Annotated in this window: 24 protein-coding genes; 13 read left to right on the plus strand and 11 right to left on the minus strand. The window is 63.7% G+C overall.

The genetic code is table 11. From position 1 onward, the window contains the following. Window positions 1–1,329 (plus strand): cation diffusion facilitator family transporter, encoded by a 1,329-nt coding sequence (locus FJ942_RS19005; protein ID WP_140584262.1) that lies wholly within the window; start codon window positions 1–3, stop codon window positions 1,327–1,329. Between the two features lie 226 nt (window positions 1,330–1,555). On the opposite strand, the gene FJ942_RS19010 is transcribed toward FJ942_RS19005, so the two are convergent. Continuing rightward, window positions 1,556–1,993, minus strand: a complete 438-nt coding sequence (locus FJ942_RS19010) for an Lrp/AsnC family transcriptional regulator (RefSeq protein ID WP_140499320.1) — start codon at window positions 1,991–1,993, stop codon at window positions 1,556–1,558. Window positions 1,994–2,119: 126 nt separating this feature from the next. On the opposite strand from FJ942_RS19010, the gene rocF reads away from it, so the two are divergent. Both rocF and FJ942_RS19020 read left to right on the plus strand, forming a co-directional pair. Beyond that, the gene (gene rocF, locus FJ942_RS19015; RefSeq protein WP_140898590.1) at window positions 2,120–3,040 is read left to right on the plus strand and encodes an arginase; all 921 of its coding nucleotides are present in this window, start codon (window positions 2,120–2,122) and stop codon (window positions 3,038–3,040) included. A gap of 3 nt (window positions 3,041–3,043) precedes the next feature. Next, entirely contained in the window at window positions 3,044–4,111 is a 1,068-nt protein-coding gene (locus FJ942_RS19020; protein ID WP_140759563.1) for an ornithine cyclodeaminase, read from the plus strand. A 199-nt stretch (window positions 4,112–4,310) separates the two neighbouring features. Here the strand turns inward: FJ942_RS19020 and FJ942_RS19025 are convergent, their stop codons facing one another. Genes FJ942_RS19025 through FJ942_RS19035 form a run of 3 tightly spaced genes read right to left on the minus strand, consistent with a single transcriptional unit; the run spans window position 4,311 to window position 7,863 of the window. Beyond that, window positions 4,311–5,126 carry an alpha/beta hydrolase gene (locus FJ942_RS19025; RefSeq protein ID WP_140898591.1) on the minus strand — a complete coding sequence of 272 codons (816 nt, stop codon included), beginning with the start codon at window positions 5,124–5,126 and terminating at the stop codon, window positions 4,311–4,313. Window positions 5,127–5,137: 11 nt separating this feature from the next. After that, window positions 5,138–6,625, minus strand: a complete 1,488-nt coding sequence (locus tag FJ942_RS19030; protein WP_140898592.1) for an NAD-dependent succinate-semialdehyde dehydrogenase — start codon at window positions 6,623–6,625, stop codon at window positions 5,138–5,140. A 14-nt stretch (window positions 6,626–6,639) separates the two neighbouring features. Then, entirely contained in the window at window positions 6,640–7,863 is a 1,224-nt protein-coding gene (locus tag FJ942_RS19035; RefSeq protein WP_140898594.1) for an iron-containing alcohol dehydrogenase, read from the minus strand. 209 nt (window positions 7,864–8,072) lie between these two features. Here FJ942_RS19035 and FJ942_RS19040 point away from each other — a divergent pair, with 209 nt between their 5' ends. From FJ942_RS19040 to FJ942_RS19060, 5 genes are all read left to right on the plus strand, one after another. Continuing rightward, a complete protein-coding gene (locus FJ942_RS19040; protein ID WP_140657508.1) occupies window positions 8,073–8,771 on the plus strand; it encodes a GntR family transcriptional regulator in 699 nt (232 codons plus the stop codon). A gap of 6 nt (window positions 8,772–8,777) precedes the next feature. Continuing rightward, on the plus strand, window positions 8,778–10,355 hold the full coding sequence (locus FJ942_RS19045; protein WP_140898596.1) for a sugar ABC transporter ATP-binding protein: 1,578 nt from the start codon (window positions 8,778–8,780) through the stop codon (window positions 10,353–10,355). A 17-nt stretch (window positions 10,356–10,372) separates the two neighbouring features. Beyond that, a complete protein-coding gene (locus tag FJ942_RS19050) occupies window positions 10,373–11,344 on the plus strand; it encodes an ABC transporter permease (protein ID WP_140499447.1) in 972 nt (323 codons plus the stop codon). Window positions 11,345–11,401: 57 nt separating this feature from the next. Next, the gene (locus FJ942_RS19055) at window positions 11,402–12,352 is read left to right on the plus strand and encodes a substrate-binding domain-containing protein (protein ID WP_140499292.1); all 951 of its coding nucleotides are present in this window, start codon (window positions 11,402–11,404) and stop codon (window positions 12,350–12,352) included. Window positions 12,353–12,419: 67 nt separating this feature from the next. Continuing rightward, the gene (locus FJ942_RS19060; protein ID WP_140499290.1) at window positions 12,420–13,013 is read left to right on the plus strand and encodes a DJ-1/PfpI family protein; all 594 of its coding nucleotides are present in this window, start codon (window positions 12,420–12,422) and stop codon (window positions 13,011–13,013) included. A 224-nt stretch (window positions 13,014–13,237) separates the two neighbouring features. On the opposite strand, the gene FJ942_RS19065 is transcribed toward FJ942_RS19060, so the two are convergent. The 6 genes from FJ942_RS19065 to FJ942_RS28565 are packed head-to-tail and all read right to left on the minus strand — an operon-like array spanning window position 13,238 to window position 19,585. Then, a complete protein-coding gene (locus FJ942_RS19065; RefSeq protein WP_246679871.1) occupies window positions 13,238–13,744 on the minus strand; it encodes a sarcosine oxidase subunit gamma family protein in 507 nt (168 codons plus the stop codon). Next, window positions 13,737–16,685, minus strand: coding sequence for a sarcosine oxidase subunit alpha family protein (locus FJ942_RS19070; protein ID WP_348642148.1), 2,949 nt, complete (start codon window positions 16,683–16,685; stop codon window positions 13,737–13,739). The genes FJ942_RS19065 and FJ942_RS19070 overlap by 8 nt, the downstream gene beginning before the upstream one ends. Next, window positions 16,682–16,948, minus strand: coding sequence for a sarcosine oxidase subunit delta (locus FJ942_RS19075; RefSeq protein ID WP_140630428.1), 267 nt, complete (start codon window positions 16,946–16,948; stop codon window positions 16,682–16,684). Before FJ942_RS19075 ends, FJ942_RS19070 begins: the two co-directional genes overlap by 4 nt. Before the next feature lie 12 nt (window positions 16,949–16,960). Further along, window positions 16,961–18,217, minus strand: a complete 1,257-nt coding sequence (locus FJ942_RS19080; RefSeq protein ID WP_140898598.1) for a sarcosine oxidase subunit beta family protein — start codon at window positions 18,215–18,217, stop codon at window positions 16,961–16,963. A gap of 9 nt (window positions 18,218–18,226) precedes the next feature. Next, window positions 18,227–19,375 carry a Xaa-Pro peptidase family protein gene (locus tag FJ942_RS19085; protein ID WP_140499284.1) on the minus strand — a complete coding sequence of 383 codons (1,149 nt, stop codon included), beginning with the start codon at window positions 19,373–19,375 and terminating at the stop codon, window positions 18,227–18,229. Between the two features lie 36 nt (window positions 19,376–19,411). Next, the gene (locus FJ942_RS28565; protein WP_181167224.1) at window positions 19,412–19,585 is read right to left on the minus strand and encodes a hypothetical protein; all 174 of its coding nucleotides are present in this window, start codon (window positions 19,583–19,585) and stop codon (window positions 19,412–19,414) included. Window positions 19,586–19,829: 244 nt separating this feature from the next. Here FJ942_RS28565 and ehuB point away from each other — a divergent pair, with 244 nt between their 5' ends. The 5 genes from ehuB to FJ942_RS19110 are packed head-to-tail and all read left to right on the plus strand — an operon-like array spanning window position 19,830 to window position 23,639. Beyond that, on the plus strand, window positions 19,830–20,699 hold the full coding sequence (gene ehuB, locus FJ942_RS19090) for an ectoine/hydroxyectoine ABC transporter substrate-binding protein EhuB (RefSeq protein WP_140499283.1): 870 nt from the start codon (window positions 19,830–19,832) through the stop codon (window positions 20,697–20,699). A 57-nt stretch (window positions 20,700–20,756) separates the two neighbouring features. After that, complete coding sequence (gene ehuC, locus FJ942_RS19095; protein ID WP_140556261.1) at window positions 20,757–21,485, plus strand: ectoine/hydroxyectoine ABC transporter permease subunit EhuC; 729 nt, start codon at window positions 20,757–20,759, stop codon at window positions 21,483–21,485. Beyond that, a complete protein-coding gene (gene ehuD / locus FJ942_RS19100; protein WP_140565566.1) occupies window positions 21,482–22,141 on the plus strand; it encodes an ectoine/hydroxyectoine ABC transporter permease subunit EhuD in 660 nt (219 codons plus the stop codon). The genes ehuC and ehuD overlap by 4 nt, the downstream gene beginning before the upstream one ends. Then, window positions 22,138–22,917: an ectoine/hydroxyectoine ABC transporter ATP-binding protein EhuA gene (gene ehuA, locus FJ942_RS19105; RefSeq protein ID WP_140499280.1), complete on the plus strand. Its 780-nt coding sequence runs from the start codon at window positions 22,138–22,140 to the stop codon at window positions 22,915–22,917. The genes ehuD and ehuA overlap by 4 nt, the downstream gene beginning before the upstream one ends. Continuing rightward, window positions 22,914–23,639: a GntR family transcriptional regulator gene (locus FJ942_RS19110; protein ID WP_140517353.1), complete on the plus strand. Its 726-nt coding sequence runs from the start codon at window positions 22,914–22,916 to the stop codon at window positions 23,637–23,639. Before ehuA ends, FJ942_RS19110 begins: the two co-directional genes overlap by 4 nt. 62 nt (window positions 23,640–23,701) lie before the next feature. On the opposite strand, the gene FJ942_RS19115 is transcribed toward FJ942_RS19110, so the two are convergent. Then, window positions 23,702–24,808, minus strand: coding sequence for an alcohol dehydrogenase family protein (locus tag FJ942_RS19115; RefSeq protein WP_224646819.1), 1,107 nt, complete (start codon window positions 24,806–24,808; stop codon window positions 23,702–23,704). Window positions 24,809–24,834 lie beyond the last annotated feature (26 nt).

Genomic DNA, 24,834 nt, shown 5'->3' on the forward strand with positions numbered 1-24,834 from the left:
ATGATGGACGGCATTCGCGGCTGGTTCGGCTTCGGCCCGGCAGCTCAAGGCTTCGGCGGGCATGGCCATGACCATGGCGAGGGCGGACACGGCCACACGCATGGCGTGGTCGATCCCACAATCGCGACGACCACACGCGGCATCTGGGCGATCAAATGGTCGTTCGTGCTGCTAGCCCTCACAGCGGTGCTGCAACTGGTCATCGTATTCCTCTCGGGCAGCGTGGCGCTGCTTGCCGACACCATCCACAATGTCGGCGACGCGGTCACCGCCATCCCGCTGTGGATCGCCTTCATGCTGGCGCGGCGCAAGCCCAGCAAGACCTTCACCTACGGCCTTGGCCGGGTCGAGGACCTGGCCGGCATCATCATCGTCCTGATTATCCTCTTCAGTGCCATCGTCGCCGGCTATGAGGCGATCGACAGGTTGATCCATCCCCAAGCCATCAGCTTCCTCGGCTGGGTTGCCGCCGCCGGCCTCGTCGGTTTCCTGGGCAATGAGGCTGTCGCGGTATTCCGCATCCGCGTCGGCCGCGAGATAAACAGCGCGGCCCTGATCGCCGACGGCTATCACGCCCGCACCGATGGCTTCACCAGCCTTGCGGTGGTGCTTGGCGCGGCCGGCGTCTGGCTAGGCTTCCCGCTCGCGGACCCGATCATCGGCCTTTTGATCACTGTGGCTATCCTCGCCATCGTCTGGCAGTCCTCAAAGGCGGTGCTGACACGCATGCTGGATGGCGTCGAGCCGGGCATCGTCGAGGAAATCCATCATGCGGCTGAACATGTGAGGGGCATCCAACGGGTCGCCCAGGTGCGGGCGCGCTGGATCGGCCACAGGCTGCATGCGGATATCGCCATCAAGGTGGCCGAGACAGCGAGCGCAAAGGATGTGGTCGGCATCGCGGAGGCTTTGAGAGGGGAGCTGTTCGACCATCTGCCGGCGCTCTCGGAGGCGAACATCCGTCTGGAAGGCGAAGGCGGATCCGTGGCGGGCGGTTCGGCCCACGCCGATCATGCGCCGGAGCCTTTCAAGGTCGTCAGCGACCTGGCAACGGGAACGCTCGAAATCGTCGATACGCCCGCTGGCGAGCGCTTGCGTCTCACCATCGACAGCCATGCCGACGATCTGGGGGCGACCGTGATCATCGACCGGTCCGAAGGTCCCGAGACGCTTTCGCTCGGGCCTGTCGCCGGCAATCACCACCGCCGTGAAAGCAGCGTCGCCCCCGCCGAGCCGCACGAGTTCGAGGCGAGGCTGATCCTGACCTCTAAGGGCAAGCAACAGGTCCTGCCGTTCAAGATGGTTGAGCCGGAAGGCCACCAACACTAGGACGGGGCAGACTTGCGCGACTTGACGCGTTCGCTCAATCGGTGTCGCGTGACGCGGGTCGATGACAGATCTCGCCGCTCACGCAGCTCTGTTCTTCTCAGCAAGGTCCGCCCCCGCTGGAGGTTGCCACAGGTTGGCCAAGTCCGAGCTCATTTAGGGTTGCGCCGCACAACGGTGCAGGAGCAGCACTGCCGGTTTGGCCAGCTAGGCTATTCGCAGACAGCGATCAAAGCCGCGCCTTGGTGCTCCGGGGTGTCGCCAACAACAGGCTGGTCTCGCTGCCGGTGATGCCGGGGATCAGGCGGATGCGCCGCAGCACGGCGTCGAATTCGGTCAGTGTCTGCGTCCCCAGCTCTATCACCAGGTCCCAGCGGCCGTTGGTGGTATGGATCGTCGAAACCTCCGAGAAGCCGCCAAGAGCGCGGATCACACGATCGGCGGCATGCCCTTCGATTTCCACCATCATGATGCCGCGTACACGCTGGTCGACGGCATCGGCTCGCAGGATGACGGTATAACCGATGATCGCACCGGCTTTTTCAAGGCGCTCTATGCGAGACCTGACCGTTGCCCGCGAGACGCTGACATCCATGGCAAGGTCCGAGATGCTGCGCCGCGCGTCATGCCGCAAAAGCGTGATGAGCTGTTCGTCAAGCTGATCCATGGCTCAGAATGCAATCAAATCATTCCATTTTGATAGCTCATTTCGACAAATTTGCCAATTTGATATGTTCATCCTGCCAGTTATCCGCGCTCCAATGACGCCTGGAAAACGCGCGGGGAAATACGGATGCATTGTACGATCGTCGGGGCACCGATCCAGGTCGGCTCGGGCCGGATGGGTTGCGAGATGGGGCCTAGTGCGCTGCGTACCGCAGGCCTGGCGGCCGCGCTCACTGAACTCGGACATACGCTGGCCGACCTTGGCACCGTCGCCTCTGCCGATATGCGCCCGATCAGCCACGGCAATGCCGCCTTGAAGGCGCTGCCGGAAATCGTCGCATGGACGGCGGCGATCACCGAGGCGGCCTATGCAGCCAGCGCCGGCGCCCTGCCGATCTTCCTTGGTGGCGACCACAGCATTTCCGCCGGCACGCTGGCCGGTATCGCCCGCCGGGCGGCGGAAGCCGGCCGCCCGCTGTTCGTGCTGTGGCTCGACGCACATCCTGATTTTCACACGCTCGACACCACGACCAGCGGGAATTTGCATGGCGTGCCGCTGGCTTATGCCAGCGGGCAACCCGGCTTCGAAGGCTACTTCCCCAGCCTGGCGGCTTGCGTGGATCCGGCCCGTATCTGCACACTGGGCATCCGCAGCGTCGATCCGGCGGAGCGCGAAGCGCTACGCAAGGCGGGCGTCACCGTGCACGACATGCGGATGATTGACGAATACGGCATGGCCCCGCTGCTTCGCGCCTTTCTCGAGCGGGTCAGTGCCGAAAACGGCATGCTGCATGTCAGCCTCGATGTCGATTTTCTCGACCCTTCGATCGCGCCTGCCGTGGGCACCACCGTGCCGGGCGGCGCCACCTTCCGCGAGGCTCATCTGGTGATGGAGATGTTGCACGACAGCCGTCTCGTCACCAGCCTCGACCTGGTCGAGCTCAATCCCGCACTCGACGAACGCAACCGCACCGCAACCCTTCTCGTGGACCTGACCGCGAGCCTGATGGGCCGGCGGATCATGGACCGTCCCACACGGAGTTATTGAACTGTGACCCCCCATCTCAACATCGTGCCCTTCGTCAGCGTCGATCACATGATGAAGCTGGTTCTTGCCGTCGGCATCGATCGCTTTCTCATCGATCTCGCTGCCTATATCGAAGAGGATTTCCGACGCTGGGAATTGTTCGACAAGACCCCGCGCATCGCTTCGCACAGCATCGACGGCGTCATCGAACTGATGCCTACGAGCGACGGACAGCTCTACGGCTTCAAGTATGTCAACGGTCATCCAAAAAACACGCGCGACGGGCGCCAGACCGTGACGGCGTTCGGCGTGATGGCCGATGTCGGCAATGGCTATCCGATGCTGCTTTCGGAAATGACCATCCTGACCGCGTTGCGCACGGCGGCGACGTCGGCCGTCGCGGCCAAATACCTTGCTCCCAATGCGGCGGACTGCATGGCAATCATCGGCAATGGCGCCCAGTCGGAATTCCAGGCCATCGCCTTCAAGGCCCTGCTCGGCATCGACAGGCTTCGCCTCTATGACATCGATCGGTCGGCATCCTTGAAGTGCGCGAAAAACCTTGCGGGGTTCGATTTCGACATCGCGATCTGCGCTTCGGCGCAGGAGGCGGTGGAAGGGGCTCACATCATCACGACGGTCACCGCCGACAAACGCTCCGCGACCATCCTGACGGACAACATGGTCGGATCGGGCGTGCACATAAATGCCGTCGGCGGCGATTGCCCCGGCAAGACGGAATTGCATCGCGATATTCTGCTGCGCTCCGACATATTCGTCGAATACCCGCCGCAGTCGCGCATCGAGGGTGAAGTCCAGCAACTCGAGCCGGACCATCCCGTGACGGAGTTGTGGCAAGTGATGACCGGCAAGGCCGCCGGCCGCCGGGATGCCAGCCAGATCACCTTGTTCGATTCCGTCGGCTTTGCGATCGAGGACTTTTCCGCGCTGCGCTACGTCCGCGACCAGCTTCAGCGCACCGGCCTCTACGAGGAGCTCGATCTGCTGGCGGACCCGGATGAGCCACGCGACCTCTTCGGCATGCTGCTGCGCGCCGACAAGGCCGCCCAGATCACGGCCGTATCCGGCTGAGCTTTCGCAGAAAGCCTGCTGCGGATGTTTGTCTCGCAACAGAGGCGGCGCCGAGCATCCGGCTTCAGGATCGAGCAAGTCGACGACAACAAGATGCCCGCCCGAGGGCGGAGTGTGATCTGCATGGGGATCGGAGGGAGGAGCTGCGCGCCGCGCAGCGGCTGAATATCCCTGGCTAAAGTCGCGGACGCCAATGGCCTCAGCCGGAAACCAGGTTTGTCAGCATGGTTGCCGCCTCGGTGCCGGCCAAGCCCAGGTCGCGAACGCTGCTCATGTGATTGGTTGCAGGAAGGGTGGTCTGCGAGACCTGTAGTCCCTGCTCCTTCAGATGCCGCGCAAACACCTCGGCCTGCCTGTGGAATGGCGGCGTTTCGTCGGCGCCGACAGCGATCTCGACCGACACTGACGGATCGAAACGGCGGGTGAGCGGCGAGAACCTGGCTGCATCCTCGTCCGTGATCGCGATCTCGGCGGCAAGGAAGGAGGTCTGAAGCGGCTTCAGGTCGTAGAGCCCGCCAAGCAGCAACGCGCCTTTGATTGTCGAAGTCCGGCCGTCGTCATTGAAAAGCATCGTCGCAAGTTGGGCGCCGGCTGAATGTCCGCTCACGGTCAGGCGCTCGGTATCGCCGCCGTAATCGCCGATATGGTCGAGCACCCAGCTTTTGGCGCGCCGCACCTGGTCGACGATCGTGGCCATCCTCACAGCCGGCATCAGCGCATAATCGACGATGACCGCGATTGCGCCGGCGCGCGTCACCGTCTCGGCGACATAGGAATAGTCGCGCTTGGAGAACATGCGCCAGTAGCCGCCATGGATGAACAGATGGACCGGCAGGCGGTCGCGTTTGCCCTCCGGAAAGAACAGGTCGATGGTCTCGGTGGCATCCGCTCCATAGGCGATGTCGGCAACCATCGGTATTGTTGCGCGCACCTCCGTGCTGCGACGAACGATCTCGGCGACGATGTCGTCGAACTCGGCGACGTGGTCGCGGATGCGGAAAGGATCATTCTGCATGGGGTGCCCGTTCACATGGTCACGGCGATGTACTTCGCCTCCATGAACTCGGCAATGCCGTGCTTCTGTCCGCCTTCGCGGCCAAGGCCGCTCTGCTTGACGCCGCCGAAAGGTGCCGCCGGATCCGACATCAGGCCGCGATTGAGCGCGACCATGCCCGTTTCGATCTTCGATGCCACGTGCATGCCCCTGGCCAGATCACGCGTGTAGATGTAGGCGGCAAGGCCGTATTCCGTGTCGTTGGCGCGCGCGATGACTTCGTCCTCGTTCTCGAAGCGGCTGATCGGGGCCACCGGACCGAATATCTCCTCCTGCGCCATCTCGGCATTGGCGGGCACGTCCCGAAGGACGGTCGGCGGATAGAAATAGCCCTTGTCGTCGGCGACCGCGCCGCCGCACAGGATCCTGGCCCCACGGGCGACCGCGTCCTTGACCAGCCGATCGATCTTGTCGACGGCCTTCCTGGTAATCATCGGACCGCATTCGGTGTCCGGGTCGGTGCCTGAACCGAGCTTGAGCGCGGCCATGCGTTGGCGCAGACCTTCGGCAAAAGCGTCATGGATGCCGGCCTGCGCGTAGATGCGGTTGGCTGCCGTGCAGGCCTCGCCGGCGTTTCGCATCTTGGCGACCATCGCGCCGTCGAGGGCCGCGTCCAAATCGGCGTCATCGAAGACGATGAACGGGGCGTTGCCGCCGAGTTCCATCGAGCATGAGATGACGTGCTTGGCGGCTTCGGCCAGCAGAACACGACCCACGCCGGTCGAACCGGTGAAGGATAGCTTCCGGACGCGCGGGTCGGCGAGCATGGCGGAGGTCACTGGTCCGGGGTTCGAAGTGGTGAGCACATTGACGACGCCGGGAGGCACACCCGCCTCCTCGTACAGCGCGGCGAGCGCGTAGGCGGTCAGGGGCGTCTCGCTGGCGGGCTTCAGAATGACGGTGCAGCCGGCGGCCAGCGCCGGCGCGATCTTGCGTGTCGCCATGGCGGCGGGGAAATTCCAGGGCGTTATGAGCACGCAGATGCCGATCGGATGATAATCAACGACGATCCGGTTGGCGCCTGACGGCGCCAGGCCGAACTCGCCGCTGATGCGCACCGCTTCCTCGGCATTCCAGCGGAAGAATTCAGCCGCATAGGCGACCTCGCCGCGCGCGTCGCGCAGCGCCTTGCCGTTCTCCAGCGAGATCAGCGCCGCCAGCGTATCGGACCGTTCGACCATCAATTCGAAACAACGCCGCAGTATTTCCGAACGCTTGCGCGGCGCGGTTGCGCGCCAGCCTGCCGCCGCCTTCGCAGCCGCCTCGACGGCAGCGGCGGCATCGGCAATCGTGGCGTCCGGGACAGCCGCAATCACGGCCTCCGTGGAAGGATCGATCACCTCAATGAGACGACCGTCGGAAGACCGTCGCCAGTGTCCGTCGATATAGAGGCCGTGCGAGAATGTGGTGTAGTCGAACATGTCCGGATCTTCGTTGAATTGCCCTTGGGGTACATTCATCTCATCACCTCTGGTCAGACTGAGCTTGCGGCCATGTCGCCGTCATAGGCAGCCCTCACCAGCCGCCGCATCGCGGCGATGTCGAAAGGACGAGGGTTGTTCTTGATCAGCCGATCGATGCCGAGCGCCTGCTCGGCGGTCCAGTCGATCTTGTCGTGTGGAAGACCCAGATCGGCCAGCGTGCGGGTGATGCCGATCGCCGCGAACAGCCGGGCCACCTCATCGATGGTGGCGCGCGCGGTCGCCTCGGCGCTCTTTGTCTCCGTCACCCCCAGAGCGGCGCCGACCGCCGCTATTTCGTCGGTCGCGGCGGGCAGATTGTAGCTCATCACGTAGGGAAGCATCGTCGCCACGCCCAATCCGTGCGGCGTGTGGGTAAGCGCGCCGACGGGATATTGCACGGCGTGGGCAGCCGCCGTTCCGGCCGTGCCGAAAGCGCAGCCGGCCGCCAGCGCTCCCATCATGACATCGGCGCGTGCGTCTTCGTCCGAGCCGTCCCTGTACGCCTTTTCGAGACTGCGGCCCAGGAGCTGGATGGCCAGCAGCGCGAAATGATCGGTCAGGGCGCTCTTGCCGACGAAGACATGCCGCTGCGGCAAGTGCGGATCGGCGCCGCGTTTGGCGGACGTAAAGGCTTCGATCGCGTGGGTGAGCGCGTCGGCTCCGGCGATTGCCGTGAGGGAGGGCGGGCATGTCGCGGTGAGTTCCGGATCGCAGAGCGCGACCGCGGCAATGAGATGGGGACTGGAAATGCCGACCTTAAGCGTCCGCTCCGGATCGGAGATCACCGCCACCGGCGTCACTTCCGAACCGGTGCCGGCGGTGGTCGGGACCGCGATTACCGGAAGCGTGGGGCCGGGCACCTTGAACTCCCCGTAGTAGTCCTGAAGCGACCCGCCGTGACTGATCAGCAGCGCGGCGCTTTTGGCCATGTCCAGGCAACTGCCCCCACCGATCCCGATCACCATGTCCGGCTTGAAGTCCTTCGCATGGGCGGCACAGACGGCAACGCTGTCACGAGGAACATCCGGGAGGATGCGATCGTACACGAGCGTTTCGATCGAGCCAGCTCTCAGTGCCGCGCTGATTTGCGCGAACATTGGCGTTCCGGCGAAACGCTCATCCGTGCAGATGAATGCGCGCCGGCCATATTTGGCGGCAATATCAGGTAGCGCATGGCGCTGGCCTTTGCCGAAAAGAATCTCACGCGGCAACCGGACTGCTGCAAATAGCGTCATGAACTGTGTCCTTCGAATATGGATTGGGGAGCGGGGGATCGGAGATCACCGCTTGCCCAGCGTGCGTGGCGTGGTTCGGGCAAGGCACGGGCCAGAGCCGTCGTCGAGTTTTCCTGCCTCACGAAATATCCTCTATAAAATCGTATAGGATATAGGATTGAATTGCGAGGAGCATCGTGTTAGAGGTCGCCCCTGTCAAGAGGCAAAACATGCAGAATCCAGACCTTACTGCCGACAACGACGCTCGGTTGACGGGCCGCATCCAGCGCGCCAACAGCCTGTCGGGCGACGTCTACGAGGCGATCTTCCAGCAGCTGATGTCGCTGAAGATAGCTCCGGGATCGCGGATCACCGTCGACAACCTCGTCAAGGAGTTCAACGTCTCGCATACGCCGATCCGCGAAGCTCTTGGGCGGCTGGAAGGCGAGGGCCTGGTGGTGAAAACCCATCTGATCGGGTACCGGGCCGCGCCCCAGATCACACGGCGCCGTTTCGACGAACTCTATGAACTGCGCCTGCTGCTCGAACCTGCAGCCGCCGCCAAGGCAGCCGCTGCGCTCGACGAAGCCCGGCTGATGATTTTGCAGGAGGCGGCTGGCGTGATGGCCAGGCGCGTGGGCAAGGACGAACGCCTGCGTTATTCGAACTTCGCCCGCCAGGATGCCATCTTCCACGACAAGGTCATGGAGTTCGCGCAGAACGAGCTCATCCGCGAAACGCTGAACCACCAGCACACCCACTTCCACATTTTCCGCCTAATGTATCACTCGCGGGTCACCGAGGAGGCGCTCGACGAGCACGAAGCCATCCTCGCCGCTTTCGCGGCCAGCGATCCGGTTGCCGCCGAAAAGGCGATGCGCGTGCACATAGAGAATTCGCGGGACAGGCTCCTGCCTGCATTCGAGTAGGCCGCGATGTCAGTTGCCACTCGCATCGACGGAAGCGTCACCGCTTTGCCGCCGGAGCCCACACCGGCTGTGGCTCCGGTGCTGCGCGCGGAAGGGCTTTGCAAACAATACGGCCCGGTGACCGTGTTGTCAGACATCACGCTGGATATTTTCCCTGGCGAGATCCATGCCGTCATCGGCGAGAATGGCGCCGGCAAGTCGACGTTCATGCGCTTGCTTTCCGGTTACATCGAGCCAACCGCCGGCAGCCTGTCCATGGCCGGTGACCGCGTGAGTTTCAGGACACCTCACCAGGCGCAGGCGGCAGGCATCGCGCTGGTGCATCAGGAAATCCTCCTGGCCGAAGCGCTCACGGTGACTGACAATCTCTTTCTCGGCCGCGAGCTCTCCAGGCGCGGAATCGTCGATGATGGCGCCATGCGCCGCATAGCGGCCGCGAAACTGGCCGAGATCGGTTGCGAGGTGTCGCCGACCGCGCTGGTCCGAGACATTTCGCTGGCGGATCGCCAGCTCGTGCAAATCGCCCGCGCGTTGCTCGACGACCACAGGGTCGTCATCTTCGACGAGCCAACAGCGGTGCTGACCGGTGGGGAGGTCGAGCGTTTGCTCGCCATCATCTTCGGGCTCAGGGCGCGGGGCATCGCGGTTCTCTACATCAGCCATCGCCTCGACGAGGTGCAGCGGCTGGCGGACAAGGTCACGGTCCTGCGCGACGGCAAGATGATCGGCACCTATCCCGGCCATGCGTTGAGCCAGGCCGACATGGCGCAGCTTATGGTCGGGCGCGAACTCGCCGCGCTTTATCCTCACAAGCGCGAGGTCCAGACGAGCCGGCCCATGCTGACCGTCAGAAACGCGACTGTTCCAGGTTATGCACGGGACGTGTCCTTTACCGTTCACAAAGGCGAGATTCTTGGCTTCGCCGGCATGATCGGGGCGGGGCGAACCGAGTTGTTCGAAGGCATTGTGGGGCTTAGGCCGGCGACGGCTACGATCGAGCTCAACGGTTCGCCGATACAGATACGTTCGCAGCGCGAGGCCATAGACGCGGGCATCGGCTATCTGACGGAAGATCGCAAGGGCAAGGGCCTGCTTTTGCAGGAGCGGCTGGCGCCGAACCTGACCCTCTCGTCGCTTGGCCTTCTGCATCCGGGGCTGCTGGTTCTGCGCGGTCGCGAATCCGAGGCGCTCGCCCGGGCCGTCTCCAGCTACGACATCCGGGTGAAGAGTCTGAGCGCCAAGGCAGGGCAGCTTTCGGGCGGTAACCAGCAGAAACTTCTGCTGGCCAAGGTGCTTCTGACCAATCCTTCGGTCGTGATCATCGATGAGCCGACGCGCGGGATCGACATCGCCAACAAGGCGCAGATCTACGCCTTCATCCAGGAACTCGTGAGCCAAGGCAAAGCCTGCATCGTCATCTCCTCGGAGATGCAGGAGCTGGTCGGCATCTGCGACCGCGTCCTGGTCATGCGCGAAGGCAGGATCAGCGGCGAGGTCTCGGGCGAAACGATGATCGAAAGCAACATCGCGCTGCTGGCGACCAGTGACAAAGGCCATGACACGGCCCAAGGAGGAAGACAGTGACGGCGCTTACCCATTCCATGTCTGCCCGAAGCGACAGGCAGCACCATTTCTCGTGGACGGATGCCGGCCCTTTCCTTGCACTGTTCGCACTACTGGTGGCGGGATTCCTCATCAATCCGGATTTTCTTTCCGCGACAAACCTGGGCAACGTGATCACGCGCAGCGCTTATGTCGCCATCATAGCCGTCGGCGCCACATTCGTGATCTCATCAGGCGGGCTCGACCTTTCGGTCGGCTCGATGGTCGCCTTCATCGCCGGCGTCACGATCATGTTCATGAACATGATGGCCCCCAGCCTCGGCCTTTGGGCCATCCCGGCAGGCATGGTGATAGCAGTCGTCGCGGGGCTTCTATGCGGCCTCGCGAACGGTCTCATCGTCACGGTCGGAAGGATCGAGCCGTTCATCGCCACGCTCGGCACAATGGGTATCTTCCGCGCACTGATCACCTATATGACCGATGGCGGCACGATCCCGATCGATCGCTCGCTGCGGGACGCGTACCGGCCGGTCTATTTCGGCGCCGTCGCGGGCATTCCGGTGCCGATCCTTCTGTCGGCGCTCGTTGCGGTGGTCGGCGCATTTGTCCTCTACAAGACCAAATATGGCCGCAAATGCGCGGCGGTGGGCGCGAACGAGGACGTCGCCCGCTATTCGGGCATCTCGGTCGTCAAGACGCGCACCATTGCCTATGTCATCCAGGGTGCATGCGTGGCGGTCGCCGCAATCTGTTACGTGCCTCGTCTGGGAGCCGCCACCCCGACCACCGGACAGCTTTGGGAGCTGCAGGTGATAACGGCCGTTGTCATTGGCGGAACGGCGCTGCGGGGCGGCAAGGGCCGCATCTGGGGCACCATCGCCGGTGCGGTGATCCTGGAGCTGATCGCCAACCTGATGGTGTTGTCGGATTTCGTTTCCGAATACCTCGTCGCCGCGGTGCAGGGCGTCATCATCATCATCGCCATGCTCGTGCAAAGATTTTCGAAATAGCTCGTCTTCGGACCGGACGGGCGCCTGTTGTGTGGTCCATATCTCTGGGAGGTATTTATGTTTAGCAGGAAATGGGTTGCCGTTGCGGCAGTCGGCGCACTGATGGTGGCCGGCCAGGCGCTTGCAGCCGACAAGAAGGTGGTCGCGGTGTCGATCCCGGCGGCGGATCATGGCTGGACGGCCGGCATCGTCTATCACGCGCAGGCCGCCGCAAAGGAAATCAACGCGGCCTTCCCGGATGTCGAAGTCGTCGTGAAGACGTCGCCCTCGGCGGCCGACCAGGTAAGCGCGCTGGAGGATCTGTCGGCCAGCCGCAAGCTGGATGCGCTGGTGATACTGCCCTACACCTCCGAGGAACTGACCCAGCCGGTGAAAGCCATCAAGGAGATGGGTACGTTCATCACCGTCGTCGACAGGGGATTGACTGACCCTTCCATTCAGGACCTGTATCTTGCCGGCGACAACATCGCGGTTGGCACCAATACGGCGAAGTTCATGATCGACAAACTGGGCGGCAAAGGTGACGTCGTCGTGCTGCGCGGCATTCCCACCGTCATCGACGACGAGCGCATCAAGGGCTTCGAGGATACCATCAAGGGCACCGGCCTGAAGGTGCTCGACATGCAGTATGCCCACTGGAACAGCGACGAGGCCTTCAAGCTCATGCAGGATTACCTGGCCAAGCACCCGCACATCGATGCGGTCTGGGCCAATGACGACGACATGCTTCTCGGTGTGCTCGAGGCCGTCAAGCAGTCCGGCCGAACCGATATCAAGCTAGCGCTCGGCGGCAACGGCATGAAGGACATCGTGAAGAAGGTGATAGACGGGGATGCGATGACACCGGTCGAGACGCCGTATCCGCCGGCGATGATCAAGACCGCTATCTACATGACCGTGGCCAACTTGATCGGCCAGGCTCCGGTTCGCGGTGCCGTCAAACTCGACGCCCCGCTCATAACCCAGGCCAACGCCAAGGAATATTACTTCCCCGACTCCCCGTTCTGAGGCCCGCAATCCGAATGAGGCAAGGCGCGTGATGCGCTTTGCATGCCAACAACAGAGAGGAAGAGCTATGCCAGGCAAGAAGATATTGATGCTGACCGGTGAGTTCACCGAGGAATACGAGATTTTCGTTTACCAGCAAGCGATGGAAGCCGTTGGTCACACGGTCCATGTCGTCTGCCCCGACAAGAATGCGGGCGACCTGATCAAGACCTCGCTGCACGATTTCGAAGGGGACCAGACCTACACCGAAAAGCTCGGGCACTACGCGCTGATCAACAAGACGTTCTCGGATGCGGAAAAGCAGCTCGACCAGTACCACGCGGTCTACTGCGCGGGCGGACGCGGACCGGAATACATCCGCACCGACAAGCGGGTGCAGACGATCGTTCGACACTTTCACGAGACCAAGAAGCCGATCTTCACGATCTGCCATGGCGTGCAGATCCTGATTGCGGTCGACGGCGTCGTGCGCGGCAAGAAGGTCGGCGCGCTGGGCGCCTGCGAGCCGGAAGTCACTCTCGCGGGCGGTACCTATATCGACCTCTCGCCGACGGAAGCCTATGTCGATGGTACGATGGTGTCGGCCAAGGGATGGACGGCGCTGGCCGCCTTCATCCGTGAGTGCCTGAAAGTGCTCGGCACGGAAATCCGCCACAACTGAGCCGCTAACCAAGGCGGAGGCCGGCGCGCTGCCGTGGCGTGTCGGCCTCCACCAGTGATGCCGAGACCTTCGCCGATGCGGACGACTGTATCGAGCGTCGTGCAAAAGGTATGCGCGCGGTGCGTCCTGCCGGTTTAGCGGCCGACAGGATCGCCGGACAGGTCCAGCTTTTTCCTTACGCAATCGCGAGCGGAAAAACGTTACGCACTTTTCCTGGGGTTGCTTTAACGCGCGGCGGCAATCCAGTCGGCAAGGCTGCGGGCGAAGCTTCGCGGCACGATCAGGTCGCAGCTGCTCTCGCCCGTTCGCAGATAGAGCGCCGGCACGTGATGGACGGACGTCTGTACGGCACGGCCGGGGACCGAAGCGGCGGACGACCAGTCGACCGGCATGCAGGCAGAGAGAATGTCCCGAAGACGCGCACCCTCCATCCTGAACCGCACCCGGCCTTCACCAAGCAGAACCGAGCAGCCCAATTCAGGATCGATCGCAATGGCCGGCGGTTCCGCACCTGTCTCGACGATCAGCCAAAGACGGCGGGGGGTGATCCTGACGATGAGGGCGCCAGCATGCCGAACCGTCTCGCCGACGTCGGCAGGAAGCGTCGCGCCCAAGGCCTGCGAGACGCTCGTTTCGAATCTTGCCAGTGTTCCGTCCCAGCCCTCGATCTGAACGATCGGGCAATCGGAGGCCCACAGGTTGAAGTCCTTCGACAGCACAGGCTCAACCATGCATGCGCTCTCCCTTGGGATCTAGGAAAACAGAAGGCACGACGCGGGCGCGAACCGTCTCTGTCCGCATCGGGTAGACCGCGGTGATCTCGTCTCCTTCGGCCGCGGCATTGCCGGCGAACAGCGCCAGTCCGACATAGTGGCCGAGTTCCGGGCTGAAGGTGACCGACGTGATCCGGCCGCGCCCGTGGCCGGTGACGGCATCGCCAGGCAGGAACAATATGGCGCCTCCGCGCAGCCGCTTGCCGTCCTCGATGCATTCCAGCCCGATGAGGCGCTGGCGGTCGGGTGCCTGAAAGGCCGGACGACGACGCAGGACGTCGCCGACGAATCCGCCGCGTTTGCCGGCCATGCGCCCGAGGCCGAGATCGTCGAGCGTGGTGCGGCCATCGATCTCGGGCCCGGCGACGTGGCCCTTTTCAACGCGCAGCGCACCAAGCGCCTCGACGCCATAGGGTTTGAGGCCGAACGGCGCGCCTGCTTCGATGAGACGGCTCCAGGCCTGTTCGCCGGCGCTGGCGCCGACATAGATCTCGTAGGCGCGCTCGCCGGAATAGCTGAGGCGGATAACGCGCAGGGCCCGTCCGTCGAACCCGGCTTCGATGACGCCCATATGCGGCAGCGTCTCGTTGGAGACATCGAGCGTGGGAAAGGCGGCGGCAAGGACATCGCGGCTTCGTGGCCCGGCGATCGACATCGCCGCCCACTCGTCGCTTACCGATGAGACCGCGACACGCAAATCCGGCCAGGCGGTGTCGAGCAGGAATTCCAGCCGCGACAAGACGTCGGCGGCCTTGGCGGTAGAGGTGGTCATGAAGAAGCGATTTTGCGACAAGCGCGTGGTGGTGCCGTCGTCGAAGACGATGCCGTCGTCGCGCAGCATGACGCCGTAGCGCGCGCGGCCAACCGGAAGCTTGGCGAAACCGTTGGCGTAGACGCGGTCGAGGAAGATGGCCGCGTCCGGTCCCTGCACGTCGATCTTGCCGAGGGTGGAAATGTCCATCAGCCCGGCGCCGCCGCGCACGGCCCGCATCTCCGCGACATAGGCTTCATTCACGTCGCGTCCGGCATCGCGATAGAAATACGGACGCATCCAGAGGCCGACCTCGAGCATCTCGGCACCGTTTGCCAGGTGCCAGTCGTGCATCGGCGTGCGGCGGACCGGCTTGAAATGATGACCGACGGCGCGACCGGCCAGCGCGCCGATCGCGACCGCCGCGTAGGGCGGGCGAAAGGTCGTGGTTCCGGTTTGCGCAATCGTTGCCCGGCGCAGCGCCGCCATGGCCGAAAGCGCGGCGAAATTGCTGGTTTTGCCTTGGTCGGTCCCCATGCCGAGCGTGGTGTAGCGCTTTAGGTGTTCGACCGATTCATAGCCCTCGCGATGGGCGAGCTCGACGTCCTTGGTGGTCACATCCATCTGGAGATCGACGAAGGCCTTGCCGCGCCCCGCGGAAGAGATCGCACGAAAGGGAGCGGCCGGGGCCTCTTCGAGATCGAGTTCATGCGGCGCCGGCATGGCCGCCGGTTTTCCACGGAAGCATGCCGCTTCGATGCCGGCGCGGTGGCCGTCCTCGATCGCATCGGCGGTCGAGAAGCGCCCCATCATCGCGCCGGCGCCGAATTGGCCTGCCGGAAAGCCGCCCGGAACGAAGCCATCGATGTCGTCGCGATAGACGGGCCTGACGCCGAGATGCGAGGTGAGATGCACGGTCGGTGACCAGCCGCCGGAGACGCAGACGAAATCGCAGGCGATTTCCGAGTTGCCGCTCGGGCCGGAAAGCCGTGCGGCTTTCACCGCATGGCTGCCGCGCAGATCGGCGATCCAGGTTCCGGAGCGGATCTCCACGTTCAGGCGTCCGGCTTCCGCCGCCAGACTGGCGGGCGGAGCGCCGCGCTGGTCCGCGACCGTCACCTGCGCGCCGGCGGCGGCGAGGTCGAAAGCAGCGCGATAGGCGCCGTCGTTCATCGTGGCCACGAGAATATTCTTTCCCGGCAGCACGGCAAAGCGGTTGAGATAGGTGCGGGCGGCGGACGCCAGGATGATGCCTGGCCGGTCGTTGTTGGAGAACACCAGCGGCCGTTCGATAGCACCGGCGGCAAAGATGATCGAGCCGGCGCGAAGCACGGTGAAAACCTGCCGCGCAGCGCCTTGCGCGACCTGGCCGTCATGCAGCTCGATCAGCCCCAGCGTGTTGCCGTCATAGGTGCCGAACGCCATCGTCTTGCGCATCAGGGTGACGTTGGGCTGCCCTGCAAGCTCCGCCTCGATCTTTGTCAGCCAGGCTGCCGCCTTGCCATCGGTGCGCTCGGCAAGAAGCTGGCCACCGAGCAGAAAGTCCTGCTCGACGAGGACGACCCTGGCGCCGCTGGCTGCCGCGGCGCGCGCCGCCGACAGGCCGGCAGGGCCGCCGCCGACGACTGCAACATCGGCAAATGCATGCCGGGCCTCGTAACGGTCCGGATCGGGTTCGGTGCCGGCCCGGCCCAATCCCGCGGCTTTGCGGATGAAATGCTCGTAAAACATCCAGGCGCGGCGGGTCGGACCCATGAAGGTCTTGTAGTAGAAGCCGGCGGAAAGGAGGGGCGCAAACAGGCTGTTGACGCTCTGCACGTCGAAGGCAAGGGACGGCCAGCGATTCTGGCTTTCGGCAGTCATACCTTCAGCCAGTTCCAGTGTCGTGGCCGGAAGGTTCGGTTCGCGCCGTCCACCGCTTCCGAGCGTAACCAGCGCGTTGGGTTCTTCCGGGCCGGCCGAGAAGATGCCGCGCGGCCGATGGTATTTGAAGCTGCGGCCTGTCAGCATGAGCCGATTGGCAAGCAGCGCGGAAGCAAGCGTATCGCCTCGATAGCCGCCCAGCTCGCGGCCGTCGAATGTGAAGCGGAGCGGCTGCGTGCGGTCGATACGACCGCCGGCGGCCAGACGATTTCCAATCATTTTCATGCTGGCATTTTCCTGGCGAAGCCGACCGATGCGATAGCGTGGTTCCTCGTGTCGCGCTCGATGACCAGCCATTGCCGGCAGCCGGTCACATGCTGCCAGAATTCCCGGTGCAGCCCCGCCGGGTTCTTGCGCACATAGACATAGCGGTACCACGCCTCCGGATCGGGATCGTCATGCGCCGGGCGCACCGCGGAAGCGTCGCCGCCATAGCGGAACTCGTCATGGTCGCGCGGGCCGCAGCATGGGCAGTCGATGCGAAGCATTTCTCTCGCTCTCTATTGCAGCCAGGCCGAGGGTCCGGCGCCGGCCTCGTCGAGCGTGTGGCCGGTCCGGAAACGGTCGAGCGCGTAGGCGGCGGTCAGCGGATGCGGCTTGCCGGTGGCCAGCATATGGGCAAAGCACCAGCCGGAGGCCGGCGTCGCCTTGAAGCCGCCATAGCACCAGCCGCCATTGAGATAGAGCCCCTCGATCGGGGTCGGGCAGATGATCGGACTGGCGTCCGGCGTCATGTCCATGACGCCGCCCCAATGGCGCAGCAGCCTGACACGCGAGATGCAGGGCATCAGGCCTATCGCCGCCTCCGCCACTTCGCGCACGACGCCGAGATTGCCGCGCTGGGCGTAGGAATTGTAGCCGTCGAGATTGCCGCCGAAGACCAGCCCGCCCTTGTCGGACTGGCTGACATAGAAGTGGTCTGCGCCATAAGCGACGACGTGATCTACCAGCGGCTTGAGCGGCTCGGTGACGAAAGCCTGGAGCACGTGGCTTTCGATCGGCAGTTCCAGGCCGGCCCTGGCGGCGAGGAGCGAAGTATGGCCTGCGACGGCGAGGCCGACCTTGCCGGCGCCGATGCGGCCCTTGCTGGTCTCGACACCGACGATCCTTTCGCCGTCGCGGACAAAGCCGGTCACCTCGCAATTCTGGATGATGTCGACCCCGTGGCCGTCGGCAACGCGCGCATAGCCCCAGGCGACGGCATCATGGCGGGCGGTGCCTGCGCGGCCTTGCAAGATCGCACCATGGATCGGAAATCGCGCGGTTTCGGAGAAATCGAGATAGGGTACCAGCCGGCGCACAGCGTCGCGGTCGAGTATGTCGGCGTCGATGCCGTTCAGACGCATGATGTTGGCGCGATGGCTGAATGTGTCGAGTTGATCGACCGAATGGGCAGTGACGATCTGGCCGCGCTGCGAAAACATCACGTTGAAGTTCAGCGCCCGCGACAAGCCTTCCCACAGCTTGACCGAGAATTCGTAGAACTGGGTGTTGCCGTCGAGCAGGTAGTTGGAGCGGATGACGGTGGTGTTGCGGCCGACATTGCCGCCGCCGACATAGCCCTTTTCCAGAACGGCGACATTGCGGATGCCGTGGTTCTCGGCGAGGTAGAAAGCCGTCGCAAGGCCATGCCCGCCCCCACCGACGACGATCACGTCATAGGCGGGCTTCGGCTCGGCCGCGCGCCAGGCGCGCCGCCAGTTCTTCTGGCCGGAAAGGGCATTGCGGAAAATCGAAAACGCCGAATAGCGCGCCATGTTCATGGTCTAGCGGACGATCGGGCCGGCCGGGGTGCGGGTCAGCACTTCGGCCCCCGCATCGGTCAGCAGCACGGTGTTGGAGATGAAATGGTCGCCGCGGCCGGTGCCCATCAGCCAGGACAGGATGTGGAAGCTCATCCCGGTCTCGATTTCGAGATCGGAATCGTGCCTGAGGCCCGTCACCGAATTGCCGCCGGTCCATGAGGGCGGCTGGCCGATGCCGACGAGATAGCCGCAATGATGGCGGCGATAATGCGACAGGCCGGCCTCGTCGGCGACGCCTTGCCAGGCGGCGTAGACATCGCGCGCCCTGGCACCTGGCTCGAGCGCCCTGACGACGGCCTCGAATGCCTTGGCCGTGACCTCGGCCATGGCGGCATCTTCGTCCTTGATGTTGCCGATGCGGATCAGCCGGCCAAGCGGCGCGTGATAGCGCGAGACACAGCCCGACAGTTCGACGAAGACCGGCTCGCCGCTGCGATAGATGCCGTCGCCCCAGGTCGTGTGCTCCTCGCCGAGCCGGGCGGCGGGCCGGATGAACGGGCCGAAGCCCGGCGCGTGGCCGCCGGCGCGCACCATCGCCGCCACGCATTGGGCGGCAACCTCCTGCTCGGCGGCGCCGTCGGAGATGGCAGCGATGGCGGCACCTGCCGCAGCATCCGTGACCTTGGCGGCGCGGCGCATCAGCACCTGTTCCTCGGCGCTCTTCACCAACCGCATCTTGTCGACCAGTCCCGAGACGTCGCTCCACTTGGCGTCGGCCTGCGCCTCAAGCTTCAGGGCGAGGCCGTGGCTGAGGCCGGAGGTCCAGTTTTCGATGCCGATCCGTTTGCCGGCCAGGCCGAGTTCGGAAATGACGCGCGCGGCGAGGTCGGCCGCCGTCTCGCTGTCGGAGTGACCGCGGAATTCTGCTGCCTTCACCTGATTCTCGATCGTCACCTTCTCCATCGACCGGGTGACCAGGATAGGGCGCCGGTCGAGCGTGACGATCAGGAGGTGCGGCGCGAAATAACCCCAATGGTCGAGGCCGGTGAGGTAGAAAACAGTCTCCGGCGAGGCGAAGACGGCGGCGTCGAGCTTGCGCTCTGCCAATGCCGTGCGAACTTTCGACAAGCGGCCGGCGATCTCGGCTTCGGAAAAGGGATTGCGGTCCATTGAGGTGTCCTTGAGTTGCCGGTCCTGGGCTGATGGTCAGTCGATGAAGATGGGATCGCGGGTCACGTCGCAGAGCCGCTCGCCGCCGCCTTCGCTGGCGCTGGGATCCTGGCAGATGATGAGATCGAAGCCGGCCTTTGCCATGCGTTGCTTCACGTCGGCCAGGCGCCGCGCGTATTCCGCCTTGGTGGGCCCGCCCGACGCGTCCAAAGCCGTTTTCCTTCCTGCCCTCATCCAAAGGCGGTTCGTATCCGCATCGAGAAAGCACACCTTAATTGTGCACAACTTGCGCATCACAAAGCCGCACAATCAACCCCAATGGCGATTTTTCCAGATTCGTACAGTGCGTCTTGCGATATGTCCAGATGAGTTGTATACGTCTTAGTGCGCTTGACGCGATGGTGGAGAAACATCGTTCGAGCCCGATAATTATCGAAGAAGAAAAGGGGAAAGCATGTTCACGTCACAGATATCCCGCCGCGCGCTCGTGAAGGCCGCCGCCTGTCTTGCGCTCGCCGCGACCGCATTCACGTCACTGCCGGCCCATGCCGAAACGACGCTCGAACGCGCCAAGAAGGACGGCTATATCCGCGTCGGCTTCGCCAATGAGGCGCCGTTCGGTTTCGCCACGCCTGACGGCAAATTGACCGGCGAAGCGCCGGAAGTCGCCAAGGCGGTGCTCGCCAAGATGGGCATTGCGCAGGTCGACGGCGTGCTGACCGAATTCGGCTCGCTCATTCCGGGTCTCAAGGCCGGCCGCTTCGACATCATCGCCGCCGGCATGTTCATCAATCCCAAGCGCTGCGCCGAGATCAATTTTTCCGAACCGTCCTATGGCATCGGCCAGGCCATGCTGGTCGCGAAGGGCAATCCGAAAGGCGTGAAGGACTATTCGAGCATCAAGGACAATCCCGATCTCAAGCTCGCCGTGATGGCGGGCGCCGTCGAGGGGGGATATGCGAAGGACGCCGGCGTTGCCCAAGGACAAGTCGTTTCCTTGCCCGACCAATCCAGCCTGGTCGCGGCGGTCCAGTCTGGCCGTGCCGATGCTGCCGCGCTAACCGCGCTCTCGATCGCCGACATGGCCAAGAAGGCCGATGGCGTCGAATCGACCAAGCCCTTCGGTGAAGTTGCCGGCAAGTCGGTGAAGGGCCATGGCGGCTTCGGCTTCCGCAAGGAGGACACCGATCTGCAGGAAGCGTTCAACGCCGAACTGAAGAAGTTCCTCGGTACGCCGGAGCATATCGCGCTGGTCGAGCCGCTCGGCTTCGGCAAGGACTATCTGCCGAACAAGACGACTGCAGAGCTCTGCAAGGGCGAATAAATTCCCAACTGCTGGGCGGCGTGAAAACGCCGCCCTCTTTTTTCCTCGGAGAAGCAGATGGGGATCCGCACGCTCGTTGCCATGCTGGTCGTTTCGCTGGCCGTGATCGCGGCGCTTGCGACGCAGGAGACGTACAGGCTGTTCCTACCGGGACTATTGCAGGGCGCCGTCCTGACGATCGAGATCGCTGTTCTCGGCAGCCTGCTGGCGGTCGTCATGGGCGTGCTCGCCGCGCTAGCGCGCATGTATGGTCCAGCGCCGCTCAGATGGCTGGCGACTGTCTATGTCGAAGTCTTTCGCGGCACCTCGGCGCTCGTGCAATTGTTCTGGCTGTTTTTCGTGCTGCCGCAATTCGGTGTCACGCTCGACGCGTTTCCCGTCGCGGTGCTGGCGCTTGGTCTGAATGTCGGCGCCTATGGATCCGAATGCGTGCGCGGTGCAATCCAGTCGGTCGCGCGCGGCCAATGGGAGGCGGGAACGGCGCTCAACATGAGCCGCGCGCAAATGCTGCGCCGGATCATCCTGCCGCAGGCCTTCGTCGCCATGATCCCGCCCTGGGGCAATCTTTTCATCGAGCTTTTGAAATCGACGGCGCTGGTTTCGCTGATCACGCTCACGGACCTCGCCTTCAAGGCGCAGCAGATGAACCAGAACACCTTCAAGACCATTCCCATCTTCACGCTGGTGCTGCTGATGTACCTCGCCATGTCGCTCACCGTTTCCATCGGCATGCGGCTTCTCGAAAGGCGGGCCTCGCTCGGCCTGGCGCGGGGGAGGGCGGCATGATCTGGGATTGGAGTTTTGCCGCGGAGATCCTGCCGGTGCTGGCACGCGCCGCCGTCGTCTCGATCGAGGCGACGCTGCTCGGCTTCGTCATCGCGGCTTTGCTCGGCCTGGTACTTGCGGTAATCCGTGTCGCGGTGCCCTGGACCGGCTGGACGATCTCGGTGCTGGTCGAACTGATCCGCTCGACGCCGCTGCTCATCCAGATCTTCTTTCTCTATTTCGTCTTTCCGAAATTCGGCGTCGTGCTCGACGCATTCACGGCCGGTGTTCTGGCCATCGGCATCCACTACGCCGCCTATTGCTCGGAGGTCTACCGCGCGGGCTTCGACAACATCCATCGCGGCCAGTGGGAAGCCTCGATCGCACTCAACCTCTCCTCCTGGACGACCTTTCGCGACATCATCATCCCGCAGGCGATACCGCCCATCGTGCCGGCGCTCGGCAACTATCTCGTCGCGCTGTTCAAGGAGACGCCGCTGCTGTCGGCCATCGCCGTGCTGGAACTCATGCAGACGGCCAAGATCATCGGCTCCGAAACCTTCCGCTACACCGAACCGATCACGCTGGTCGGCCTGTTCTTCCTGGCCATGAGCCTGGTTTCGGCCGCGCTCATCCGTGCCCTCGAACGCCTGCTCAACCGAAGGACCGCGCGATGACCGAACAACCGATGGTCCGTTTCGACAATGTCTCGAAGCGTTACGGCGCGCTCACCGTGCTCGACGGGCTGAACCTCGAAATCGCGCGCGGCGAGAAGGTTTCCGTCATCGGACCGTCCGGTTCCGGCAAGACCACGGTCCTGCGCATGCTGATGACGCTGGAGACGATCAACGACGGCGTCATCTGGGTCGAAGGCGAGCCACTGACACATATGAAGCAAGGCGGAAAGCTGGTGCCCGCCAATCTTGCCCATATCCGCCGCATCCGGGCGAAGATCGGCATGGTGTTCCAGTCTTTCAACCTGTTTCCACACATGACGGCGATGGCCAATTGCATCGAGGCGCCGATGACCGTGCTTGGCATGAAGCGGGCCGATGCCGAAGCACGGGCGGCCGAGCTTCTCGACATGGTCGGGCTGTCGCAGAAGAAGGATCATTACCCTTCACAGCTTTCCGGCGGCCAGCAACAGCGCGTCGCCATTGCCAGGGCGCTGGCGATGCGGCCCAAGATAATGCTGTTCGACGAGGTGACGTCCGCGCTCGATCCGGAACTTGTCGGCGAAGTGCTGCAAGTGATAAGGCAAATCGGCCGCGAGCATGATCTGACGATGCTCATGGTCACCCACCAGATGGGCTTCGCCAAGGAATTTTCCGATCGCGTCTGCTTCTTCTACCAGGGTAAAATTTGCGAGCAGGGGCCGCCAGCAGAGCTTTTCGGCGCACCCAAGAATGAGCGGACGCGGCAGTTCCTGCACGCTGTCCTGGAGGCTGGATGACGCTTGATACGGATGCCTCGGCCAAGACAGTGCCGCCTTCGCGTCCGCTTTCGGCGCGCGAACGGTTCGAACGCATCTACCTGATCCTGCGCGACCGTATCTGCCTTCTCGATTATCCGCCGGGGAGCCGGCTCTCCGAGGAAGAACTCGCCCAGGAATTCGAGATCAGCCGCACACCGGTCCGACGCGTGCTGGCGCGGCTCGAGGCCGAAGGGCTTGTGCAATCGATCCACGGCGTCGGTACGATCGTTACCGACGTCGACATCGAGGAGTTGCAGCAGGTCTATCATCTGCGACTGGAACTCGCGCTGCTTGTCGGCAAGCTTTCGCCAATTCCCCGAACGGCGGTCGACCTCGATCGCATCCGAGCGCTCATCGCGCGCTGCGATTCCGATATGCTCAACCCGGATCAGCGTGCCTTCCTGCAGCTGAACATGGACTTCTTCACTGAACTATCCGGCATGACCGGGAACCAGCCCCTGCGCGAAATAAGCGAAAGACTGTATTTTCAGGTTGCGCGCGTAGTCCTCAAGATGATGCCGCAGCTCGGCCTGGTGGAGGAGTTCACGGCCTTCCGGCGCGAAATGGAGGAAGTGCTGGCTGCGGCGGAAATCGGGGATTGGGAATCGATCGGGCACATCAGGCGAGCCCATATCTCGATGAGCTTTCGGCGCATGGTGCGCCATGCCGGCCGACATGATGAATTTGACGGCAAGACCTGACGGTCGTCCTTTGTCATGGTGACGTAGCTTGCGGCGCCGAGAAGCGCTGCTGCTCCGTCCTCTTATTTAGGGTGCCGCCGTTCAGCCACGGCATCAGGCACCACCACCAGCTTGCCGACGAAATCCTTGGCGATGAAATCGGCTTGGGCGCGGTGGAAATCGGAAAGCCTGTAGACGCCGCCGACCAGCGGCCGGATCTTGTCTTCCTCGATATAGCGCACGATACGGCGGAAATCCGCACGTGTGCCCTGGCTCGAGCCGTGGAGCTGAAGCTGCTTGAGATACATGGTCCTGAGATCGAGCTGGACGACCGGGCCGGCGATGGCGCCTGCGGTGGTGTAGCGGCCCTCGGGCCTCAGGATGCGCAACAGATCGTTGAAGATCGCGCCGCCGACAAGGTCGGCCACGACGTCGATGGGCTGGCCGCCGGTCACCTTGGCCACGGCTTGCGGCAGGTCGGCCACGCCACGGGTGATCACGGCTTCGGCGCCGATGTCGAGCACCGCCTGCTCCTTGCCCTTGCCGACGACGGCATAGGGAATGGCTCCGCGCGCCCGCGCCAATTGCACGATGCCGGAGCCGACGCCGCCCGAGGCGCCGGTGACCAGCACGCGTTCGCCGGCCTTGAGCCCTGCACGTTCCAGCATCTGCTCGCCGGTGAGATAGGCGCAGCAGAAGGTGGCGAGTTCGACATCGCTCAAGTCAGTGTCGACGACATGGGCGTTCTCGGCCGGTACAGCCTGGTATTCGGCGTAACCGCCGTCGCGGCCGTGACCCATATAGTCAATGTCGGCGAGCGAATCGTCGTCGCGATTGTAGATCGAGAAATCGACCATCACTCGTTCGCCGATGCGTTCCGGCGAGACCCCTGCGCCAACGGCAGCGACGGTGCCGACCGTGTCGGTGCCCTGGATACGCGGAAAGGTCAGGGTGTTGCCCTGGCGCCGCCATGTCGACACGGCCCCTGCGTCCTCCTCCGTGCCATAGGCGCCCTGGCGAACCCAGACGTCGGTGTTGTTCATGCCGCAGGCGCTGACCTTGACCAGCACTTCGCCGGCGGCGGGCACAGGCACTTTCACGTCGGTGCGGTAGACGAGCTTTTCCGGGCCGCCGTGGCCGGTAAGCTGCACGGCCGCCATGGTGGCGGGGAGGGTGGGATGAGAGGTCATCGCGTTCACTTCCGAATACTTTGTAG

Origin of the sequence: Mesorhizobium sp. B2-4-2 (genome assembly GCF_006442845.1) — a bacterium.
Classification (GTDB): Bacteria; Pseudomonadota; Alphaproteobacteria; order Rhizobiales; family Rhizobiaceae; genus Mesorhizobium.

Excerpts from the sequence above, each read along its gene's own strand:
- FJ942_RS19030 (WP_140898592.1), bottom strand. The coding sequence starts at position 6,625 with ATGAATGTACCCCAAGGGCAATTCAACGAAGATCCGGACATGTTCGAC.
- FJ942_RS19110 (WP_140517353.1), top strand. The coding sequence starts at position 22,914 with ATGACGCTTGATACGGATGCCTCGGCCAAGACAGTGCCGCCTTCGCGT.
- FJ942_RS19045 (WP_140898596.1), top strand. The coding sequence starts at position 8,778 with ATGTCAGTTGCCACTCGCATCGACGGAAGCGTCACCGCTTTGCCGCCG.
- ehuA (WP_140499280.1), top strand. The coding sequence starts at position 22,138 with ATGACCGAACAACCGATGGTCCGTTTCGACAATGTCTCGAAGCGTTAC.
- ehuB (WP_140499283.1), top strand. The coding sequence starts at position 19,830 with ATGTTCACGTCACAGATATCCCGCCGCGCGCTCGTGAAGGCCGCCGCC.
- FJ942_RS19050 (WP_140499447.1), top strand. The coding sequence starts at position 10,373 with ATGTCTGCCCGAAGCGACAGGCAGCACCATTTCTCGTGGACGGATGCC.
- FJ942_RS19010 (WP_140499320.1), bottom strand. The coding sequence starts at position 1,993 with ATGGATCAGCTTGACGAACAGCTCATCACGCTTTTGCGGCATGACGCG.
- FJ942_RS19040 (WP_140657508.1), top strand. The coding sequence starts at position 8,073 with ATGCAGAATCCAGACCTTACTGCCGACAACGACGCTCGGTTGACGGGC.
- ehuC (WP_140556261.1), top strand. The coding sequence starts at position 20,757 with ATGGGGATCCGCACGCTCGTTGCCATGCTGGTCGTTTCGCTGGCCGTG.
- rocF (WP_140898590.1), top strand. The coding sequence starts at position 2,120 with ATGCATTGTACGATCGTCGGGGCACCGATCCAGGTCGGCTCGGGCCGG.
- FJ942_RS19075 (WP_140630428.1), bottom strand. The coding sequence starts at position 16,948 with ATGCTTCGCATCGACTGCCCATGCTGCGGCCCGCGCGACCATGACGAG.
- FJ942_RS19025 (WP_140898591.1), bottom strand. The coding sequence starts at position 5,126 with ATGCAGAATGATCCTTTCCGCATCCGCGACCACGTCGCCGAGTTCGAC.
- FJ942_RS19085 (WP_140499284.1), bottom strand. The coding sequence starts at position 19,375 with ATGGACCGCAATCCCTTTTCCGAAGCCGAGATCGCCGGCCGCTTGTCG.
- FJ942_RS19115 (WP_224646819.1), bottom strand. The coding sequence starts at position 24,808 with ATGACCTCTCATCCCACCCTCCCCGCCACCATGGCGGCCGTGCAGCTT.
- FJ942_RS19055 (WP_140499292.1), top strand. The coding sequence starts at position 11,402 with ATGTTTAGCAGGAAATGGGTTGCCGTTGCGGCAGTCGGCGCACTGATG.
- FJ942_RS19065 (WP_246679871.1), bottom strand. The coding sequence starts at position 13,744 with ATGGTTGAGCCTGTGCTGTCGAAGGACTTCAACCTGTGGGCCTCCGAT.
- FJ942_RS19070 (WP_348642148.1), bottom strand. The coding sequence starts at position 16,685 with ATGAAAATGATTGGAAATCGTCTGGCCGCCGGCGGTCGTATCGACCGC.
- FJ942_RS19035 (WP_140898594.1), bottom strand. The coding sequence starts at position 7,863 with ATGACGCTATTTGCAGCAGTCCGGTTGCCGCGTGAGATTCTTTTCGGC.
- FJ942_RS19060 (WP_140499290.1), top strand. The coding sequence starts at position 12,420 with ATGCCAGGCAAGAAGATATTGATGCTGACCGGTGAGTTCACCGAGGAA.
- FJ942_RS19080 (WP_140898598.1), bottom strand. The coding sequence starts at position 18,217 with ATGGCGCGCTATTCGGCGTTTTCGATTTTCCGCAATGCCCTTTCCGGC.
- ehuD (WP_140565566.1), top strand. The coding sequence starts at position 21,482 with ATGATCTGGGATTGGAGTTTTGCCGCGGAGATCCTGCCGGTGCTGGCA.
- FJ942_RS19005 (WP_140584262.1), top strand. The coding sequence starts at position 1 with ATGATGGACGGCATTCGCGGCTGGTTCGGCTTCGGCCCGGCAGCTCAA.